This window comes from Clostridium punense (genome assembly GCF_017874425.1).
GTDB lineage: Bacteria > Bacillota > Clostridia > Clostridiales > Clostridiaceae > Clostridium_J > Clostridium_J punense.
The window spans coordinates 54,564-71,907 of sequence record NZ_JAGGLL010000014.1 but is presented as its reverse complement, the minus strand read 5'-3'; the positions used below and the strand labels follow the sequence as shown (position 1 = coordinate 71,907).

Annotated in this window: 16 protein-coding genes and 1 riboswitch; all 16 genes read left to right on the top strand. The window is 33.4% G+C overall.

Features of this window, described 5'->3' with window-relative positions:
• The first annotated feature begins 10 nt into the window (after nucleotides 1-10).
• The 16 genes from J2Z44_RS10240 to J2Z44_RS10165 all read left to right on the top strand — a co-directional run bounded on the left by J2Z44_RS10240 (nucleotide 11) and on the right by J2Z44_RS10165 (nucleotide 17,151).
• Nucleotides 11-847 (top strand): Cof-type HAD-IIB family hydrolase, encoded by an 837-nt coding sequence (locus J2Z44_RS10240; protein ID WP_209649543.1) that lies wholly within the window; start codon nucleotides 11-13, stop codon nucleotides 845-847.
• Nucleotides 848-1,059: 212 nt separating this feature from the next.
• Nucleotides 1,060-1,527, top strand: coding sequence for a tRNA (cytidine(34)-2'-O)-methyltransferase (locus J2Z44_RS10235; protein ID WP_021281499.1), 468 nt, complete (start codon nucleotides 1,060-1,062; stop codon nucleotides 1,525-1,527).
• A gap of 12 nt (nucleotides 1,528-1,539) precedes the next feature.
• Nucleotides 1,540-2,388, top strand: coding sequence for a DegV family protein (locus J2Z44_RS10230; RefSeq protein ID WP_021281498.1), 849 nt, complete (start codon nucleotides 1,540-1,542; stop codon nucleotides 2,386-2,388).
• A 377-nt stretch (nucleotides 2,389-2,765) separates the two neighbouring features.
• Nucleotides 2,766-2,880: riboswitch (glycine riboswitch) on the top strand.
• A 112-nt stretch (nucleotides 2,881-2,992) separates the two neighbouring features.
• On the top strand, nucleotides 2,993-3,370 hold the full coding sequence (locus tag J2Z44_RS10225; RefSeq protein WP_021281496.1) for a GrdX family protein: 378 nt from the start codon (nucleotides 2,993-2,995) through the stop codon (nucleotides 3,368-3,370).
• A 13-nt stretch (nucleotides 3,371-3,383) separates the two neighbouring features.
• Complete coding sequence (gene trxB / locus J2Z44_RS10220; RefSeq protein WP_021281495.1) at nucleotides 3,384-4,310, top strand: thioredoxin-disulfide reductase; 927 nt, start codon at nucleotides 3,384-3,386, stop codon at nucleotides 4,308-4,310.
• 92 nt (nucleotides 4,311-4,402) lie between these two features.
• On the top strand, nucleotides 4,403-4,732 hold the full coding sequence (locus tag J2Z44_RS10215; RefSeq protein ID WP_021281494.1) for a thioredoxin family protein: 330 nt from the start codon (nucleotides 4,403-4,405) through the stop codon (nucleotides 4,730-4,732).
• 84 nt (nucleotides 4,733-4,816) lie between these two features.
• Nucleotides 4,817-6,103, top strand: coding sequence for a glycine/sarcosine/betaine reductase component B subunit (locus tag J2Z44_RS10210; RefSeq protein WP_017416816.1), 1,287 nt, complete (start codon nucleotides 4,817-4,819; stop codon nucleotides 6,101-6,103).
• A gap of 54 nt (nucleotides 6,104-6,157) precedes the next feature.
• Nucleotides 6,158-6,625 (top strand): glycine/sarcosine/betaine reductase complex selenoprotein A, encoded by a 468-nt coding sequence (grdA, locus tag J2Z44_RS10205; RefSeq protein WP_082206847.1) that lies wholly within the window; start codon nucleotides 6,158-6,160, stop codon nucleotides 6,623-6,625.
• Between the two features lie 94 nt (nucleotides 6,626-6,719).
• Nucleotides 6,720-8,024: a glycine reductase complex selenoprotein B gene (gene grdB, locus J2Z44_RS10200; protein WP_082206846.1), complete on the top strand. Its 1,305-nt coding sequence runs from the start codon at nucleotides 6,720-6,722 to the stop codon at nucleotides 8,022-8,024.
• A gap of 193 nt (nucleotides 8,025-8,217) precedes the next feature.
• Nucleotides 8,218-9,756, top strand: coding sequence for a glycine/sarcosine/betaine reductase complex component C subunit beta (grdC, locus tag J2Z44_RS10195; RefSeq protein WP_021281490.1), 1,539 nt, complete (start codon nucleotides 8,218-8,220; stop codon nucleotides 9,754-9,756).
• Between the two features lie 144 nt (nucleotides 9,757-9,900).
• Nucleotides 9,901-11,064: a glycine/sarcosine/betaine reductase complex component C subunit alpha gene (gene grdD / locus J2Z44_RS10190; protein WP_021281489.1), complete on the top strand. Its 1,164-nt coding sequence runs from the start codon at nucleotides 9,901-9,903 to the stop codon at nucleotides 11,062-11,064.
• A 291-nt stretch (nucleotides 11,065-11,355) separates the two neighbouring features.
• Complete coding sequence (locus J2Z44_RS10185; RefSeq protein WP_021281488.1) at nucleotides 11,356-12,456, top strand: BMP family lipoprotein; 1,101 nt, start codon at nucleotides 11,356-11,358, stop codon at nucleotides 12,454-12,456.
• A 211-nt stretch (nucleotides 12,457-12,667) separates the two neighbouring features.
• Nucleotides 12,668-14,212 carry an ABC transporter ATP-binding protein gene (locus J2Z44_RS10180; protein ID WP_209649542.1) on the top strand — a complete coding sequence of 515 codons (1,545 nt, stop codon included), beginning with the start codon at nucleotides 12,668-12,670 and terminating at the stop codon, nucleotides 14,210-14,212.
• Nucleotides 14,202-15,278 (top strand): ABC transporter permease, encoded by a 1,077-nt coding sequence (locus tag J2Z44_RS10175; RefSeq protein WP_021281485.1) that lies wholly within the window; start codon nucleotides 14,202-14,204, stop codon nucleotides 15,276-15,278. Before J2Z44_RS10180 ends, J2Z44_RS10175 begins: the two co-directional genes overlap by 11 nt.
• A complete protein-coding gene (locus tag J2Z44_RS10170; protein WP_021281484.1) occupies nucleotides 15,271-16,203 on the top strand; it encodes an ABC transporter permease in 933 nt (310 codons plus the stop codon). The genes J2Z44_RS10175 and J2Z44_RS10170 overlap by 8 nt, the downstream gene beginning before the upstream one ends.
• Before the next feature lie 204 nt (nucleotides 16,204-16,407).
• The gene (locus tag J2Z44_RS10165) at nucleotides 16,408-17,151 is read left to right on the top strand and encodes a DUF429 domain-containing protein (protein ID WP_021281483.1); all 744 of its coding nucleotides are present in this window, start codon (nucleotides 16,408-16,410) and stop codon (nucleotides 17,149-17,151) included.
• Nucleotides 17,152-17,344 lie beyond the last annotated feature (193 nt).

Here is a 17,344-nt window from a genome sequence, read left to right as displayed (position 1 = left end):
GAGGATGATTATGGGTTATAAATTAGTTTGTGTTGATATGGATGGAACTTTGCTTAATTCCAATAAAAATATTACTAAAAGAAATCTACAAGCTATAGAAAAAGCTCATGAACTAGGAGTTAATATTGCTATCTGTACTGGTAGAATTTTCACTTCTGCAAATTACTATGGAGAATTAATAGGGGTTAAGGCCCCTATTATTGCCTCCAATGGAGCTTATATTAGAGAGTGTGATAGTAATGATGTAATATACAAATCTGTACTAGGATTAGATAATTGTTGTAAAATTCTTTCTGTATTAAAGAAATACAGTATAGTACCTCACTTTTTTACTTCAGATTCTATATTTACGGAGGAGTTAAAGTATTTTTCTGCTTATTATAATGAAGAAAATAAAAATAGAGGAAAGAAGCATCAAATATCAATAGAGGTTACAGAGAATTGGAAAGAAATATTTAAAAAATACGAAACTGAAATTATAAAGGTTGTGGCAGCAGATGAGGATAAGGATAAGATTTTAGCTGCAAAGTTGGAATTTAAGGAACTTAATTCTTTTGAAGTTGTAAGCTCTCATAGTAATAATTTTGAAGTGATGAGTAAAAATACCTCGAAAGGAAGGGCTGTAAAAATTCTATCAGATTTTTATAACATTTTCCCAGATGAAGTGATTTGCATTGGTGATAATGAAAATGATATTTCAATGATTGAATTTGCTGGTTTAGGGGTTGCTATGGGAAATGGAGAGGAAAGTGTAAAAAAAATTGCTGATTATATAACAGACACTAATGATGAAGATGGGGTAGGGAAAGTTATCGAAAAATTTATAATTAAAAATACTGAATTGTAATACAGTAAATTATTATATAAAGAATTAAGTGGAAATTAAAAGAAGAATATTTGAAAAGTTTAGGAAGATATAATATTATAAATACTAAAAGTATTGTAATATCTCTCTATATAAGGCTATCTCAATTGAATATAAACGTAATTACTAACTTTACTAAATGAGTTAATTAGAGTATTATAATGCTAAGCAATAATTCTTTGGGAGGTAGCAACGTGAATTTAAATATAGTATTATTTCAACCAGAAATTCCGCAGAATACTGGAAATATTGGTAGAACATGTGTGTTAACTGATAGCAAGTTACACTTAATTAAACCACTAGGATTTAGTTTAGAAGAAAAGGAAACTAGACGTGCAGGATTGGATTACTGGCCATATCTTCAATTAGAAATTCATGAATCCTATGAGGCGCTTAGAGAAAAATATAAAGATAGTACGTTTTATTTTTGTAGTACTAAGGGTGATAAATATTATCATCAAGTTGAATTTAAAGACGGGGATTTCTTAGTTTTTGGTCGAGAGTCTAGTGGATTACCTGAATATATAAGGAATGAAAACTTTAAAAATTTAATAAAAGTTCCAATGATAAATACGACTTCTAGATCTTTAAATCTTTCAAATACAGTAGCTATAATAGCTTATGAAGCACTAAGGCAACTAGAATTTCCTAATATGAAATAAAGGTGGGGGGACATGGAAAAAATAAAAATAATAACTGATAGTACTTGCGATTTGCCTAAGGAACTTATCGCGAAGCATGACATAGAAGTAATCCCATTAGAGGTTACTATAGACAACGTTACTTACCTAGATGGTGTGGATATAACCCTCGAGGAATTTTTAGATAAGATGGATAAGGCTGATGAGTCGCCTAAGACTAGTCAGATAACTCCAGGTAGGTTTTCGCAAGTTTATAAGAAATACTTAGATGAAGGATATTCTATAGTTTCATTGCACTTATCATCTAAAATGAGTGGAACTTTTCAATCAGCAACCATTGCAAAGGGAATGCTTGAAACAGATAAAATATTTATAGTTGACTCTCAAAATGTAACTTGTGGTCTTGGGATGTTAGTGTTAAAGGCTTGTGCATTGAAAAATGAAAATTATAATGCAGAAGAGATTTATAAAATAGTTCTCCAAACCATACCTAAAGTAAAAAGTACCTTAAACTTTGAATCTTTAGATAACTTAGTTAAAGGTGGAAGATTATCAAAGACTCAAGGCATTATTGGTGGCTTACTAGGGATAAAGTTAAATCTAGCTGTTGAAAATGGTGAAATGGTAGTTAGAGATAAAGTTAGAGGAAGTAAAAAAGCGCTAAGATATATAATAGAGTATTTAGAGCAGACTGGTATCTCTACACAAATAAGTCCAATAGTTTTAAATGCCGCAGCAGATAAAGAAAATGCAGAAGTTTTACAAGGGATAAAAAGATATTTAGAAGATAAAGGTATTGAATATGTAGAAGCAGAAGTTGGCTGTGTAGTTGGGACTCATTCAGGAAGAAATGCCTGCGGTATATTTTTTATTGAATGCTAATTTAAATTAAGTTTTTAAATTTACTGTAAATATGTTAATGAAAATTATAGGCTCCTTGGATAGGGATTTAATCCTTACTCTAAGGAGCTTATATTTTTATCATATTAGGAATAAAAAATAAGAAACTATTAAAAACTATAAGAGGATAAATAAAGGTTTAATACAACTGAATATAATTATGCCCTTAATTCTATATAATTTCAGAACAATCGTTAAAGAATATTTTATAATTTGTTAGCATTTTTTAAATATTATTAAATGATTGATATTTTTATAACAACTATAGAGAAATCAAATAGAAAAAATTAAAAATTATGTAGAATTTTATATTAGAATACTGTATACTTACCTTGTAAGTTAATTGAATATTCTAATGGATGATATTTTCGGGAGATAATCTGATGCTATTGAAGCAAAGGGTAGCCGAAGAAGCAAGTGATTGTTTAGCCAAACAATCATGAAACTCTCAGGCAAAAGGACCGCAAATGGACATAACTCTGGAAAGCGAAAGCACCGAAGGAGCAAAACTCTCAGGTTCAAATACAGGGCATATGGCAAAGGTAACTTTGTTCATATGCTTTTTGTGCGTAAAGGAGGTGTTTGTATGATAGAACCACTATTCATAGTTACTAATAATCCTATGTCAAAGGAAAAGTTTGAAAAGGATTATGAAGTTATTTATATAGATGGTGTGGCTATGGAAGTTTTGAAAAAGGTTAGAGATTTTATACATATAGGACACAAGTTATTAACTCATCCGTTGATGGGAAGTGTAAAACCTAATGAAACACCTTATAGAACCGTTTGTGTTTCCAAAGAAAAGTTGCAGGGCCTAGACATGCAGTCTCTAGAGTTTATAGAAAATTCTATAGTAACTACAGAGAAGTTTTTAAAAGATTTTAGAACTCCAAACTGGAGTGAAAAAATATTATTAGATTTTCAACTAATAGATTCAGATTTAATAGACCATGCTATAAATTAAGGAGGTTATACCTATGTCACAAATTTTCGATACTATAATAATTGGTGGAGGTCCTGCAGGATTATCAGCTGGATTATATGCTGCAAGATCAAGAATGAAAACGTTAATAATTGAAAGAGCAAAATACGGTGGTCAAGCGACTACTACAGATGAACTAGAAAACTACCCTGGTTCAATTGAAGATTGTACTGGAACATCTTTAAGCCAAAGAATGAGAAAACAAGCTGAAGAGTTTGGAACAGAATTCCTTAAAGATGAAGTTGTAGATGTTCAGCTTGATGGTGATATTAAAACCATAAAATGCAGAAAAGGTGAATACCAAGCTAAAACTATTATTATAGCTACTGGAGCAACTCCAAGACTTGGTGGATTTAAAAATGAAATTGAATTAAGAGGAAAAGGAGTATCATACTGTGCAACTTGTGATGCAGACTTCTTTACTGATTTAGATATAGCAGTTATAGGCGGAGGAGACTCTGCAATAACTGAAGCAATATATCTAGCTAAATTCGGTGAAACTGTTACAGTAATTCACAGAAGAGATTCTTTAAGAGCTGCAAAATCTCTTCAAGAAAAAGCTTTCAATAATCCTAAAATAAAATTCATATGGGACTCAATTCCATTAGAAGCTAAAGGTGAAGAAATATTAGAATCTTTATTGATTAAAAATGTTAAAACTGGAGAAGAAACTGAATTACCAGTTAATGGATGCTTCGTATTTGTTGGATACTTACCGATTTCGGAATTATTCAAAGGTAAAATCAATATGACTGAAAGAGGAGATATCATCACTGACGAAGAGATGAGAACAAATATACCAGGAGTTTTTGCTGCTGGAGACGTTAGAGAAAAGTCATTAAGACAAGTTATAACTGCTGCTGCTGATGGAGCTATAGCTGCTACAAACGCAGAGCATTATATAGAAGGAAACTTACACTAAAATTAAAAATTACTGTTTAAATAGTAATAAGAATGGAAAATATAAGCATTAGGTAAACTATGCTATTATATTGTGAAAGGTAGGTAATTACAATGTTAGAATTAAACAAAGACAATTTTGAAGCTGAAGTACTTCAAAGTGATAAGCCGGTATTCGTAGATTTCTGGGGAGACAAATGTGAAATTTGTATCGAATTAATGCCAGGAGTTCATGGTTTAGAATCAAAATACAGTGACAAAATTAAATTCGCTAGCTTAAATATTGGTGGAGCTAGAAGAGTAGCAATTGGACAAAAAGTTTTAGGACTTCCAACAATGAAAATATACAATGGTGGAGAGTGTGTTGCTACAATCACTCCTGACAAAATTGCTACACTAGATGACATTGAAAACTTTATTAAATCATACTACGAAACAGTATAATTAAATGCTTATAAGGCGAGGAGGATATACCTCCCGTCTTTTAATAAACTTAAATAAACCCATATATTCTAGGAGGTGAATGTTTTGCGTCTAGAGATTGGAAACATTATAATAAAAGATCTTCAATTCGGACCAGAAACAAAAGTTGAGAATGGAGTTCTTTATGTAAACAAAGAGGAATTACTAAAAGAAGTATCTGGAGATGAAAGAGTTGCTAGCATAGACTTTGACATAGCAAAACCAGGTGAGGAAGTTAGAATAATTCCTGTTAAAGACGTAATTGAACCAAGAGTAAAAGTTGAAGGAAATGGTGGAATATTCCCAGGTTTCATCAACAAAGTTGATACAGTAGGATCAGGTAGAACTCATGTATTAAAGGGAGCTGCAGTAGTTACTACTGGAAAAATCGTTGGATTCCAAGAAGGTATCGTTGACATGTGTGGAGAAGGTGCTAAATACACACCATTCTCAAAAACAAATAACTTAGTAATTATTTGTGAGCCAAAAGAAGGAATACACCAACATGATCATGAAGAAGCTGTAAGAATGGTAGGCTTTAAAGCTGCTACTTACCTTGGAAAAGCTGGTAAAAATGTTGAACCAGATGAAGTTAAAACATTCGAAACATTACCACTTTTAGAGCAAGTAAAACAATATCCAGAGCTTCCAAAAGTTGTTTATGTTTACATGCTTCAAACACAAGGATTACTACACGATACATATGTTTATGGTGTAGATGCTAAGAAAATAATTCCAACAATTATTTACCCAACTGAAGTATTTGATGGAGCAGTTGTAAGCGGAAACTGTGTATCTGCTTGTGATAAGAACCCAACTTATGTTCATATGAATCATCCAATAATTACTGATTTATATGAGAGACACGGAAAAGATTATAACTTCTTAGGAGTAGTAATCACAAATGAAAACGTGTACCTTGCAGATAAAGAAAGATCTTCTAATATGGTTGCTAAATTAGTTGAATTCATGGGAGCAGATGCTGTTATAATTTCAGAAGAAGGCTTTGGAAATCCAGATGCTGACTTAGTAATGAACTGTAACAAAGTAACTGCTAAAGGAATAAAAACTGTTCTAGTAACTGATGAGTATGCAGGACAAGACGGAATGTCTCAATCATTAGCTGACTCAACTCCAAAAGGAGATGCTGTTGTAACTGGTGGAAATGCTAACGAAGTAGTTATATTACCAGCTATGAAGAAAATCATTGGACACATTGAAGCAGCAGATATCATTGCTGGAGGACACGTAGGAAGTTTAAGAGAAGATGGAAGCATTGAAGCTGAAATCCAAGTTATTACTGGAGCTACAAGTGAAGTAGGATTTAACTACTTAACAGCAAAAGGATACTAAAATAGAACTATTATACAAGGAAATATAAATTACTTATAAAAAGGAGATATAATTATGTTACAAGGAAAAAAAGCCATTTGTATAGGCGATAGAGACGGAATACCAGGACCAGCTATTGAAGCTTGTTTAAAATCAGCAGGAGCAGACGTAGTATTCGCATCAACAGAATGCTTCGTGTGAACAGCTGCAGGTGCAATGGATCTGGAGATCCAACAAAGAGTTAAAGATTTAACAGATAAATATGGTGCTGAGAACATGGTAATTGTTATCGGCGGAGCTGAGCCAGAAGCTTCTGGATTATCAGCAGAAACAGTAGCAGCAGGAGACCCAACATTTGCTGGTCCTTTAGCAGGAGTAGCTTTAGGATTATCAGTTTTCCACGTTGTTGAGCCAGAAATTAAAGATGAGTGTGATGAAACAGTTTACGATGAGCAATGCGGAATGATGGAAATGGTTCTTGACGTTGAAGAAATAATTAAAGAAGTTAAAACTGTAAGAGACCAACATTGTAAATATCTTTAATTTTAAAATAGATAAATTATAAATTCAAATAATAATTGATCTGAAGGAATCTAACCTTTCTGTAGGTCAATTCCCATGAAAGGGGGAAAAACGCATGTTAAAAATTGTTCATTATATAAACCAGTTCTACGCTGGAATAGGCGGAGAAGAACAAGCACATATTAAACCAGAAGTTCGTGAAGGTTTTGTAGGACCAGGAATGGGATTAAATGGTTTACTACAAAAAGAGGGTGCAGAAATAGTTGCAACTGTTATATGCGGAGACTCTTACTATGCTGAGAACACAGAGGAAGCTCAAAAAGAAGTACTAGAAATGGTTAAAAAGTACAGCCCAGATTTATTTATTGCTGGACCTGCTTTTAACGCTGGAAGATACGGTGTAGCTTGCGGAGATATATGCAAAACTGTAAAGGAAGAGTTAAATATTCCTGTTTTATCAGCAATGTATATTGAAAACCCAGGTGCTGATATGTACAAGAAAGAAGTACATATAGTATCAACTAGAAATAGTGCAGTTGGTATGAGAGATGCACTTCCTAAGATTGCTGCATTAGCAGTTAAGTTAATGAGAAATGAAGAAATAGGTTCTCCAGCAGAAGAAGGATACATCGAAAGAGGTATCAGAAAGAACTACTTTGCTACAGAAAGAGGATCTAAGAGAGCTGTTGACATGCTTGTTAAGAAGTTAAAGGGAGAAGAGTTCGTAACAGAATTCAAAATGCCTGACTTTGATAGAGTAGAGCCGAATGCTCCAATAGTAGATATAACAAAAGCAACAATTGCTATAGTTACATCTGGTGGTATTGTTCCAAAAGGAAACCCAGACCACATAGAATCTTCTTCAGCTTCTAAAATCGGTAAATATGACATTGAAGGAATAGATGATTTAACATCTGAAAACTTCGAAACTGCACACGGTGGTCACGACCCTGTTTATGCTAACGAAGATCCAGATAGAGTTATTCCTGTTGATGTATTAAGGAATATGGAAAAAGAAGGTAAAATTGGCAAATTACACAGATACTTCTATTCAACTGTAGGAAACGGAACAGCTGTTGCTTCTTCTAAGAAGTACGGTGCTTTCGCTGCTCAAGAGTTAATAGCAGATGGCGTAGATGCTGTTATATTAACTTCTACATGAGGAACTTGTACACGTTGCGGTGCAACGCTAGTTAAAGAAATAGAAAGAGCTGGAATACCTGTAGTACACATGTGTACAATAACTCCAGTTTCACTAACAGTTGGAGCAAACAGAATACTTCCAACTATAGCAATTCCTCACCCACTAGGAAATCCTGCATTAAGCAAGGAAGATGAATATGCATTAAGAAGAAAGCTTGTTGAAAGAGCTCTTAAAGCATTAGAAACTCCAGTGGATGGACAAAAGATTTTTGAATAGTTTATAAGCTATCGAATCTAATTTGAAATATATAAATAATTAGGGAACCATAAGTTCCCTAATTATTTATAAAAATTATCATGTGCACACTGCAAAATGTATAATTTTCTACACTATATAAAGTTGGTGAATTATATATTCTGAATTGTGCATGTTAAAAAATACTGCACATTAAAAAGGGAGGTTGAAAATAATGAATTTTCCAGTACTTAAAAAAGCGTCATACATTTTAGTGAATACTCCAGATATGGTGATACATAATGGAACAACTCAAACTTTAGAAAGAGAAACAAATCCAAACTCTGAGTATTTACAAAATTTAAAAAATCATTTAAGACCATTTGAAGAGGTTGTTGCGTATGCTCCAAACCAAACTTATATAGGTAACTTAACTCCAGAACAATTAAGTGAAATGCCAAGACCATGGTTTGGCAAAAATGTAGAAACTGCAGACAGATTTGGTAAATTTGGTGAAGTTATGCCACAAGACGAATTCTACGGATTAATGAAAATATCAGATGTATTTGATCTTGTAATACTTGAAGCTGCATTTGCAAATGCTGTAAGAGAAAAATTAGCTAAACACCCATTAATTGCTGCGAAAGCAGAAAAGATTGTTGGAGACAGCATAGAAAAAGTTCAAGATTTAGTTAATAACTCTGGAGCAGAAGGATTATATCAAGATGGTAATCTAGTAGGATGTGTAAGAAGAGCACATGAATTTGACCCAAATCTTTCAGCTCATTATATGTTAGAGAACTTAGCGGTTAAAGCATCAGGTGTTTTAGCAGGAATGCACTTAATAAACAACTTAGATATACCTGTGAATGAAATTGAGTACATCATTGAATGCTCTGAAGAAGCAATTGGTGATATGAACCAAAGAGGTGGCGGAAACATTGCTAAAGCTATTGGTGAAGTAGTTGGGTTAACAGGAGCAACAGGATCAGACATGAGAGGTTTCTGTGCAGGACCAACACATTCATTAATTACAGCTGCATCATTAGTTCAAAGTGGAATATACAAAAATGTTGTAGTAATAGCAGGTGGAGCTACGGCAAAACTTGGTATGAATGGAAGAGACCATGTTAAGAAAAATATGCCAGTTCTTGAGGACTGCTTAGGTGGATTTGCTGTACTTGTTTCTCCAAATGATGGAGTAAGTCCAGTTTTAAGAACAGATGTAGTAGGAAGACATACAATAGGTCATGGAGCTTCCCCACAAGCTGTATTAGAAGCCTTAGTTTTAGATCCATTAACAGCTAACGGATTAAAAGTTACAGATGTTCAAAAATATGCTCCAGAGATGCAAACTCCAGATATCACTGAGCCAGCAGGTGCAGGAGATGTTCCTACTCAAAACTATAAGATGATAGGTGCTTTAGCTGTTAAGAAGGGTCAACTAGATAAGAAAGAACTTCCTAACTTTGTTAAGCAATACGGATATCCTGGATATGCTCCAACGCAAGGACACATCCCATCAGGAGCTCCAATCATAGGACACGGAATTGAACACATAAAGAATGGTGCTTTAAATAACTTTATGATAGTTGGAAAAGGAAGCTTATTCCTAGGAAGAATGACTAACTTATTTGACGGAGTTTCTATTCTTGTAGAGAAAAACACTGGAAAAGTTGAAAATAATAGTGGAGTAAGCAAAGAAGAAGTTAAATCAATGGTTGCAGATGCAATGAAAGATTTTGCTGCTTTCTTAGTAAATGCTAATCAGTAAATCTAATGATATAGATTTATATTAGTATTAAAAACTTGCTTACGAAAACAAGTCTTGAATTTTAAAAGTTGTACTACATTATAAAAGTTTTAAATATATTCCCTCTCTAGCGGAGGGAATATATTAAAGAAAAGGGGTGTACGCATGAGCCAAGATTCTACAAAAGCAATGATTGCTGAAGTATTTAATGATATAGCTAATGGAATAAAAAGCGGACAATTTAAGAAGAAAGTTAGAATAGGATTAACTATTTTAGGTTCTGAGCATGGCATTGAAGAGATGGTAAAAGCTGCAGAACTTGCTAAGAGTAAGTATGGTGACTTTGACATAGTTTTAATAGGCCCTAAGGTAGAAGCTGACTTTGAAATAGTTGAAGTAGAAACTGCTGAAGAAGGACATAAAAAAATGACAGCTATGCTTGAGAGTGGAGAATTAGATGGTTGTGTTACTCAGCACTTTGATTTCCCAATTGGGGTCTCTACAGTAGGTAAGGTTACAACTCCAGGAAAAGGTAGAGATATGATTATAGCTACTACTACTGGAACAACTTCAACAAATAGAGTTGAGGGAATGGTAATGAATGCAATATCAGGAATTTCTGTAGCTAAAGCTAATGGAATTAAAAATCCAAGAGTAGGAATTTTAAATCTTGATGGAGCTAGACAAGTAGAAAGAATACTAAAAGAAGTTCAAGATAATGGATATAATTTTGAATTCACACAGTCGTTAAGAGCAGATGGTGGAGCTGTAATGAGAGGTAATGATCTTTTAGCTGGTACTCCAGATGTAATGATTTGTGATTCTCTAACAGGTAACTTATTAGTGAAAATATTCTCATCTTTCACAACTGGTGGAAACTATGAAACCGTTGGAGCAGGTTATGGTCCAGGAATTGGAGAAAACTATGATAAATTAGTTAACATAGTTTCAAGAGCTTCAGGAGCGCCACTTATAGCGGAGGCTTTAAGATATTGTGCAACATGTGCTGAAAACAAAGTTCTAGATATAGCTAGGGATGAATTTAAGAAGGCTAATAAAGCTGGACTAAAAGAAGTTATAGAAAAAACAACTAAGAAAGCTGCTAAAGCAGAAGTAGTAGAAGAAGTGAAAATGCCTGCTAAAAAAGTTGTTACATATTCAATAGCTGGTATAGATATACTAGAACTTGAGAATGCTTGTAAAGCTCTTTGGAAAGAAGATATCTATTCTGAAAGTGGAATGGGATGTACAGGACCTATAGTTCTTGTAGCTGATGAAGATGCAGACAAGGCAATAGAAATACTAAAAAAAGCTGAATATATGGCTTAATGAATTAGCTGGACAGTGAATGTCCAGCTAATTTATTCTACAACTAATTTACCAATAATCTGTAAAAAAATAAATTTTCTTCATAATTTGTATTATCGTATCATAAACATTATTGTAAATGTTTACTGAATATGATAATTTAATATGTAATCATGCATAAAATTAGATAATTTTAGTTAAAATATTAGGGAAATTTTAAAAAATTACCTAATTAAGAAGGAATTTTACACCTAGTGTAGAATAATACAATGTTGGGACTTAAAGGTTTCTAAATTATAGGAGGTAATAATTATGAAAATGAAAAAATTAGTTGCAATGTTAACAACAGTTGCAATGACAGCTTCACTTTTAGTAGGTTGTGCATCAGGAGATAAAACTGGTGGAGATTCTAATCAACCAGCTGCTGGTGGAGACAAAAAACAAGTTATAGTTGGGCTTTCAACAGATGAAGGGGGTTTAAACGACAAATCCTTCAACCAATCTGCTGATGCTGGTGTTAAAAAGGCTCAACAGGATTTTAAATTAAAGTACACTCCAATTGAATCACAAAAGAAAGAAGATTACCAACCAAACTTACAATCTCTTATCGATGATGGTTCAAATCTTGTAATTGCTGTTGGATTCCAAATGGATGATGCAACAAAAGCTGTTGCAGATAACAACAAAGATGCTAAAATTGCAATTATAGACTCTATAGTTGATAAGCCAAATGTTGCTTCAATTACTTTCAAAGAGCATGAAGGTTCGTTCTTAATGGGAGTTATTGCAGGTAAGACTACAAAAACTAACAAGATTGGATTCATTGGTGGTAAAGACTTTGATACAATTAACAAGTTTGAAGCTGGATTTGCTGCTGGAGTAAAAGCAGTTAACCCTAAAGCTGCTGAAGGCTTACTAAGCCCAGATGGAAAAACTCCAGGAACAACTGTAAAATATGCTGACTCTTTTGGTGATACAAACAAAGGTTATGAGTTAGCAAAATCATTATACGAGGGCGGTTGTGACGTTATATACCATGCTGCTGGTGGTGTTGGTATCGGAATGTTCAAAGCTGCTAAAGAATTAAAAGATTCTGGAAAACAAGTTTGGGCAATCGGAGTAGATATGGACCAAGCGGTATCAGTTCCAGAATATGCTGATGTTATTCTTTCTTCAATGATAAAAAGAGTTGACGTAGCTACTTACAATGTATCTAAAGCAGTAGTTGAGAATACATTTAAACCTGGTCATCAAGACCTTGGAATTAAAGAAGGCGGAATAGGCATGGCTGAAACAACTTCTAAAAATACATCTGCTGATGTGTTAAAAGTTGCTAAGGATTATGAAAAGCAAATACTAGATGGTAAAGTTGTAGTTCCTGCAAACAGACAAGGAGCTAAAGATTTTAAATAAATCTTTACGACATAATTATAGCATAGTATAATTGAAGCTAGATGTTTATTCATCTAGCTTTTTTTGTAGAATAAGAAGATTTCAAATCAAAAAATAAAAAAGTTCTTCCTATTGTTCAAAAAAAATGTATAATTAATTACATAACTGCAATTATAAAATCTTCTACTATCATAGGCTAAGCTTTAGGTAATTTGTTTAAGGAGGAAGGGAAATGGAAAAGGTAATCGAAATGAAAGGAATAACCAAAGTTTTCCCTGGAACTATTGCTAATGATAACGTTAACTTTGAATTGTTATCAAGTGAAACTCACGTATTGTTGGGTGAAAATGGTGCAGGAAAAACTACCCTAATGAATATCCTTTATGGTCTTTATCAACAGGAAAAAGGGGATATTTATGTTAAGGGACAGTTGGTTAAAATTACCAACCCTAATGAGGCAATTAAATTAGGGATAGGTATGGTTCATCAACATTTCATGCTAGTACACAATTTTACTGTAGCAGAGAATATTGTTTTAGGAACAGAACCTAAAAAAGGAATTTCAATAGATATGAAAACTGCTGTAGAAAATGTAAGAAAGTTGTCAGAGAAATATGGTTTTGCTATTGACCCACATGCAGTAATTGAGGATATTTCTGTAGGCCAACAGCAAAAGGTGGAAATATTAAAGGCCTTATATAGGGGTGCTGACATTTTAATTCTAGATGAACCAACGGCAGTATTAACCCCACAAGAAATTGAGGAATTAGGTAAAATAATTCATAATCTAAAAAAAGAAGGAAAATCAGTAATACTTATTACTCATAAGTTAAAAGAGGTTATGAGTATGAGTGATAGAGTTACCATAATTAGAAGAGGAAAGGTAACTGGTACAGTTAAGACTAAGGAAACTAATATAGATGAATTGGCAGAATTGATGGTAGGTAGAAAAGTAAACCTTGTAGTAGATAAAAAAGAAGCTAGTATAAAAGGCGATGTACTAACGATTGAAGATTTATGTGCTAATGACCACAGAGGCATTGAAGCGGTTAAGGGATTAAGCTTAACTGTTAGAGGTGGGGAAATATTAGGTATTGCAGGTGTAGATGGAAATGGACAATCAGAGTTTTTAGAGGTTTTAACAGGCCTTAGAAAGCCTACTAAAGGAAAAGTATTACTAAACGGAAAAGATATATATGGTAAATCACCAAGAGAAATAATAGATTCAGGAGTAGGACATATTCCAGAAGATAGACATAAAAGAGGGCTTATTCTTAAGTACTCACTTTTCGAAAATTCAATTCTAGGAATTCATAGAAATAAACCTTTTAGTAAAGGCATCGTTATGGATTATAAGGCAATAAAGGAGCATTGCGATAAATTAATAAAAGAGTTCGACGTAAGAACTCCTAATAATGAAGTGTTTGCTTCCGCATTATCTGGTGGTAACCAGCAAAAATTAATTGCTGCTAGAGAAATTTCAAAAGACCCTGAACTTTTAATAGCTGCGCAACCAACTAGGGGATTAGATGTTGGAGCTATAGAATATATACATGGAAGACTAGTTGATGAAAGAGACAAAGGAAAGGCTGTTTTACTAGTTTCCCTAGAGCTTGATGAAGTATTATCACTTTCTGACAGAATAGCAGTAATGTATGATGGAAATGTGGTAGCAGTTTTAGATAGAGAAGATGCTAACGAACAAAAGCTAGGGGTATTAATGGCTGGTGGAAGTTTAAGTGATGTAAAGGAAGGAGCTGGTAGTGATGAACAATAAAGGAAAGCAGATTATTAGTTCTTTACTCTTTCCGTTATTAGCTATTGTAATATCATTCTTTGTGTCTGTATTTTTTGTAATGTGGGCAAAAGGATACCCTATAACAAGATATTTCTCAGCACTCGGTGATTTAATAGGCACAATTTGGAAAGGTAGTTTTGGTACAACAAGAAACTCAATGACAACTCTTGCCGAAATTACACCTTTAATATTTACTGGAGTTGCTAATGCTGTGGCATTTAGATGTGGATTATTTAACATTGGAGTAGGTGGACAGTTTGTTCTTGGTATGCTTGCTGGCGCTTTAGTTGGTACTATACCAGGGTTAAGCCCAATAATTCATATACCACTAATGATTATCAGTGGTATTATAGCTGGGGGTCTTTGGGGATCAGTTCCAGGTTTCCTTAAGGCAAAGTTTGGAACCAGTGAAGTTATTAATACAATAATGATGAACTATATATCCCTTGCGTTTGCTAACTATATTATCTTAAGAACACGTTTTGGGGTTCCAGGAAAAGCAAGTACTGCAACTATTGAAAAAAGTGCAGAATTTGCAAGGTTCATGACTACCTCTCAAGCTAACACTAGTATATTTCTTGCTATAGCTGTTGCTATATTTATGGCTTGGTTCCTTTGGAAAACAACTACTGGATATGAAATAAGAGCTGTTGGTATCAACCCTCTTGGAGCAGAGTATGGCGGTGTGAACGTTTCTAAAAATGCAGTATTATCTATAGTTATTTCAGGAGCAATAGCAGGACTAGGAGGAGCAACTCACGTTGCTGGAGTTACGCACTTAGCTCAAGACTTTATGGTATTACCTTCTTATGGATTCGATGGAATAGCGGTTGCATTGCTTGCTAAAAACAATCCAGTAGCTTGTATTGCATCAGCAGTGCTGTTTGGAGCTCTTAATAGTAGCTCAAGAGCACTGCAAATAAGTGGAATTCCTAAACAAATAGTATTTTTAATTCAATCAATAATAATAATTTTCGTAGCTACAGACTATATAGTAAAATATTTCAGCGATAAGAAAAAGAAAGGGGCGATAATGAATGAGTGATTTTAATTTAATTTCATTATTAACTGCTACCTTAAGAATAGCTACGCCTCTGATTTTTGCAGCACTTGGAGGTGTGTTTTCTGAAAGGTCTGGTGTTGTTAACATAGGACTTGAGGGAATGATGACAATCGGTGCATTCTTTGCAGTTTATGGAAGTTTTATTACTGGCAATCCAGTGGTTGGTATAGTATTTGCTATGGTTGCAGGAGGCTTACTTGCTCTTGTACATGCAGCGTTAAGTATAAATCTGAAATCAGATCAAGTTATTTCTGGTACAGCAATAAACTTATTTGCAACGGCTTTAGCCAGTTTCTTAATATTTATATTATTTAATGGTAAGGGTGGTCAAACAGATATAGTTAAGGAACTACCATATAATTTACCAGAAGGAATTTTAAATATACCATTTATTGGTGAGTTCTTAGGAGGATTAAACTGGTTTGTAATACTAGCTATAATTCTTGTATTTGTTTCCCATTATGTTATTTATAAAACACCAATGGGACTTAGAATTAGAGCTGTAGGAGAACATCCTAAGGCAGCTGACACCCTTGGAATAAATGTATATAAGGTTAGATATCTTTGTGTAGTTTTATCAGGAGTTCTTGCAGGACTTGGTGGAGCTGCTCTATCATTAGGAATTACTCCATTGTATAGAGAAGGTATGGTTGCTGGACGTGGATTTATTGCCTTAGCTGCAATGATATTTGGTAACTGGAAGCCATTTGGTGCTCTTGGTGCATGCTTATTATTTGCGCTTGGAGAGTCATTCCAAATAATAGCACAAGGATTTTCTTGGTCAGTACCAACAGAATTCTATTCCATGATTCCTTATATTTTAACTATGCTTGCTCTTGCAGGATTTGTTGGAAAGACAAATGCACCAGCAGCAAGTGGGTCACCTTACGAAAAAGGATCAAGATAAAAAAATGGCTTTGGCCATTTTTTTTATTTTTATTTTGTATCAATTTTTGGTATATATAATCTCAAGCAAATCATATTATTGTTATTAAATAAGATTTTTAAAATATTCAAAAAACTGAATACAAACTAGCAAGTATAGTATATAATATAATATATAGTATTCTATAATGAGGTATTATATAACACATTTTATTGGGGTGATAAAATGAATGTAGTCGGAATTAATACATGTAATGGGGGATGGTTTTGTGTAAAACTTTCAGAAGATAGTTGGGATGTTAATATTTTTAAGACCATTGAAGAATTAATGTGTTTATGGGGGGATAGTGACTTATTTTTATTTAATGTGCCTATTGGGTTTATGCAAGGTTCCCTTGAAGAAAGACAATGTGATGTAGAAGCCAGGAAGCTTTTACACCCATCACACTTAGATTTACCAGCAGTTCCGTGCAGAGAAGCAATTTACTGTAATAGTTTTGGCGTTGCAAATGTTGTGAATAAGAGGCTTACTGGAAGAAGTATTTCTACAAGACTGTGGGATGTAATTGAAAGGATAAGAGAGTTAGATGAATTTTTAGCTAATAACTTAGAGTATAGGGATAAGTTTAAAGAGTGTAATTGTGAGATAGGATTTTTTGTTCTTAGTGGTAGGTTTATGAGAAATAGTAAAATGGTTTTAGCTGGTTATAATGAAAGAAGAGATTTACTTAGGAAAGTATACCCAAATATTGATGATATTCTAGATTACAGTATTAAGAGTTTTAGAAGAAAAGATGTAAGAGCTGAAAACGTTTTAGAGGCTGTTTGTCTAGCTATAAATGGATTAGTTGGGATTAAGCATGGATTTATGTCTATGCCCAAAGAACCACAATATGACTCCAATAATATCAAAATGCAGATTGAAATACCAAAACATTATCGATATAATTATGGAAAAAATGTTATATAGCCATATTAAATAAATGGGTTATATGTTATATTAAAAACTACCGTGTGTTAAGTACATGGTAGTTTTCTTGTTTTTATCCATAAAAATTATTAAGAATATATAAAATTTCGATTTTAAAAGCTTAGCTAAAAGGCATGTATTTAAACAATTGGGATCACTTGTGAAAAATGTTAAACCTTTTAAGAAAATTATA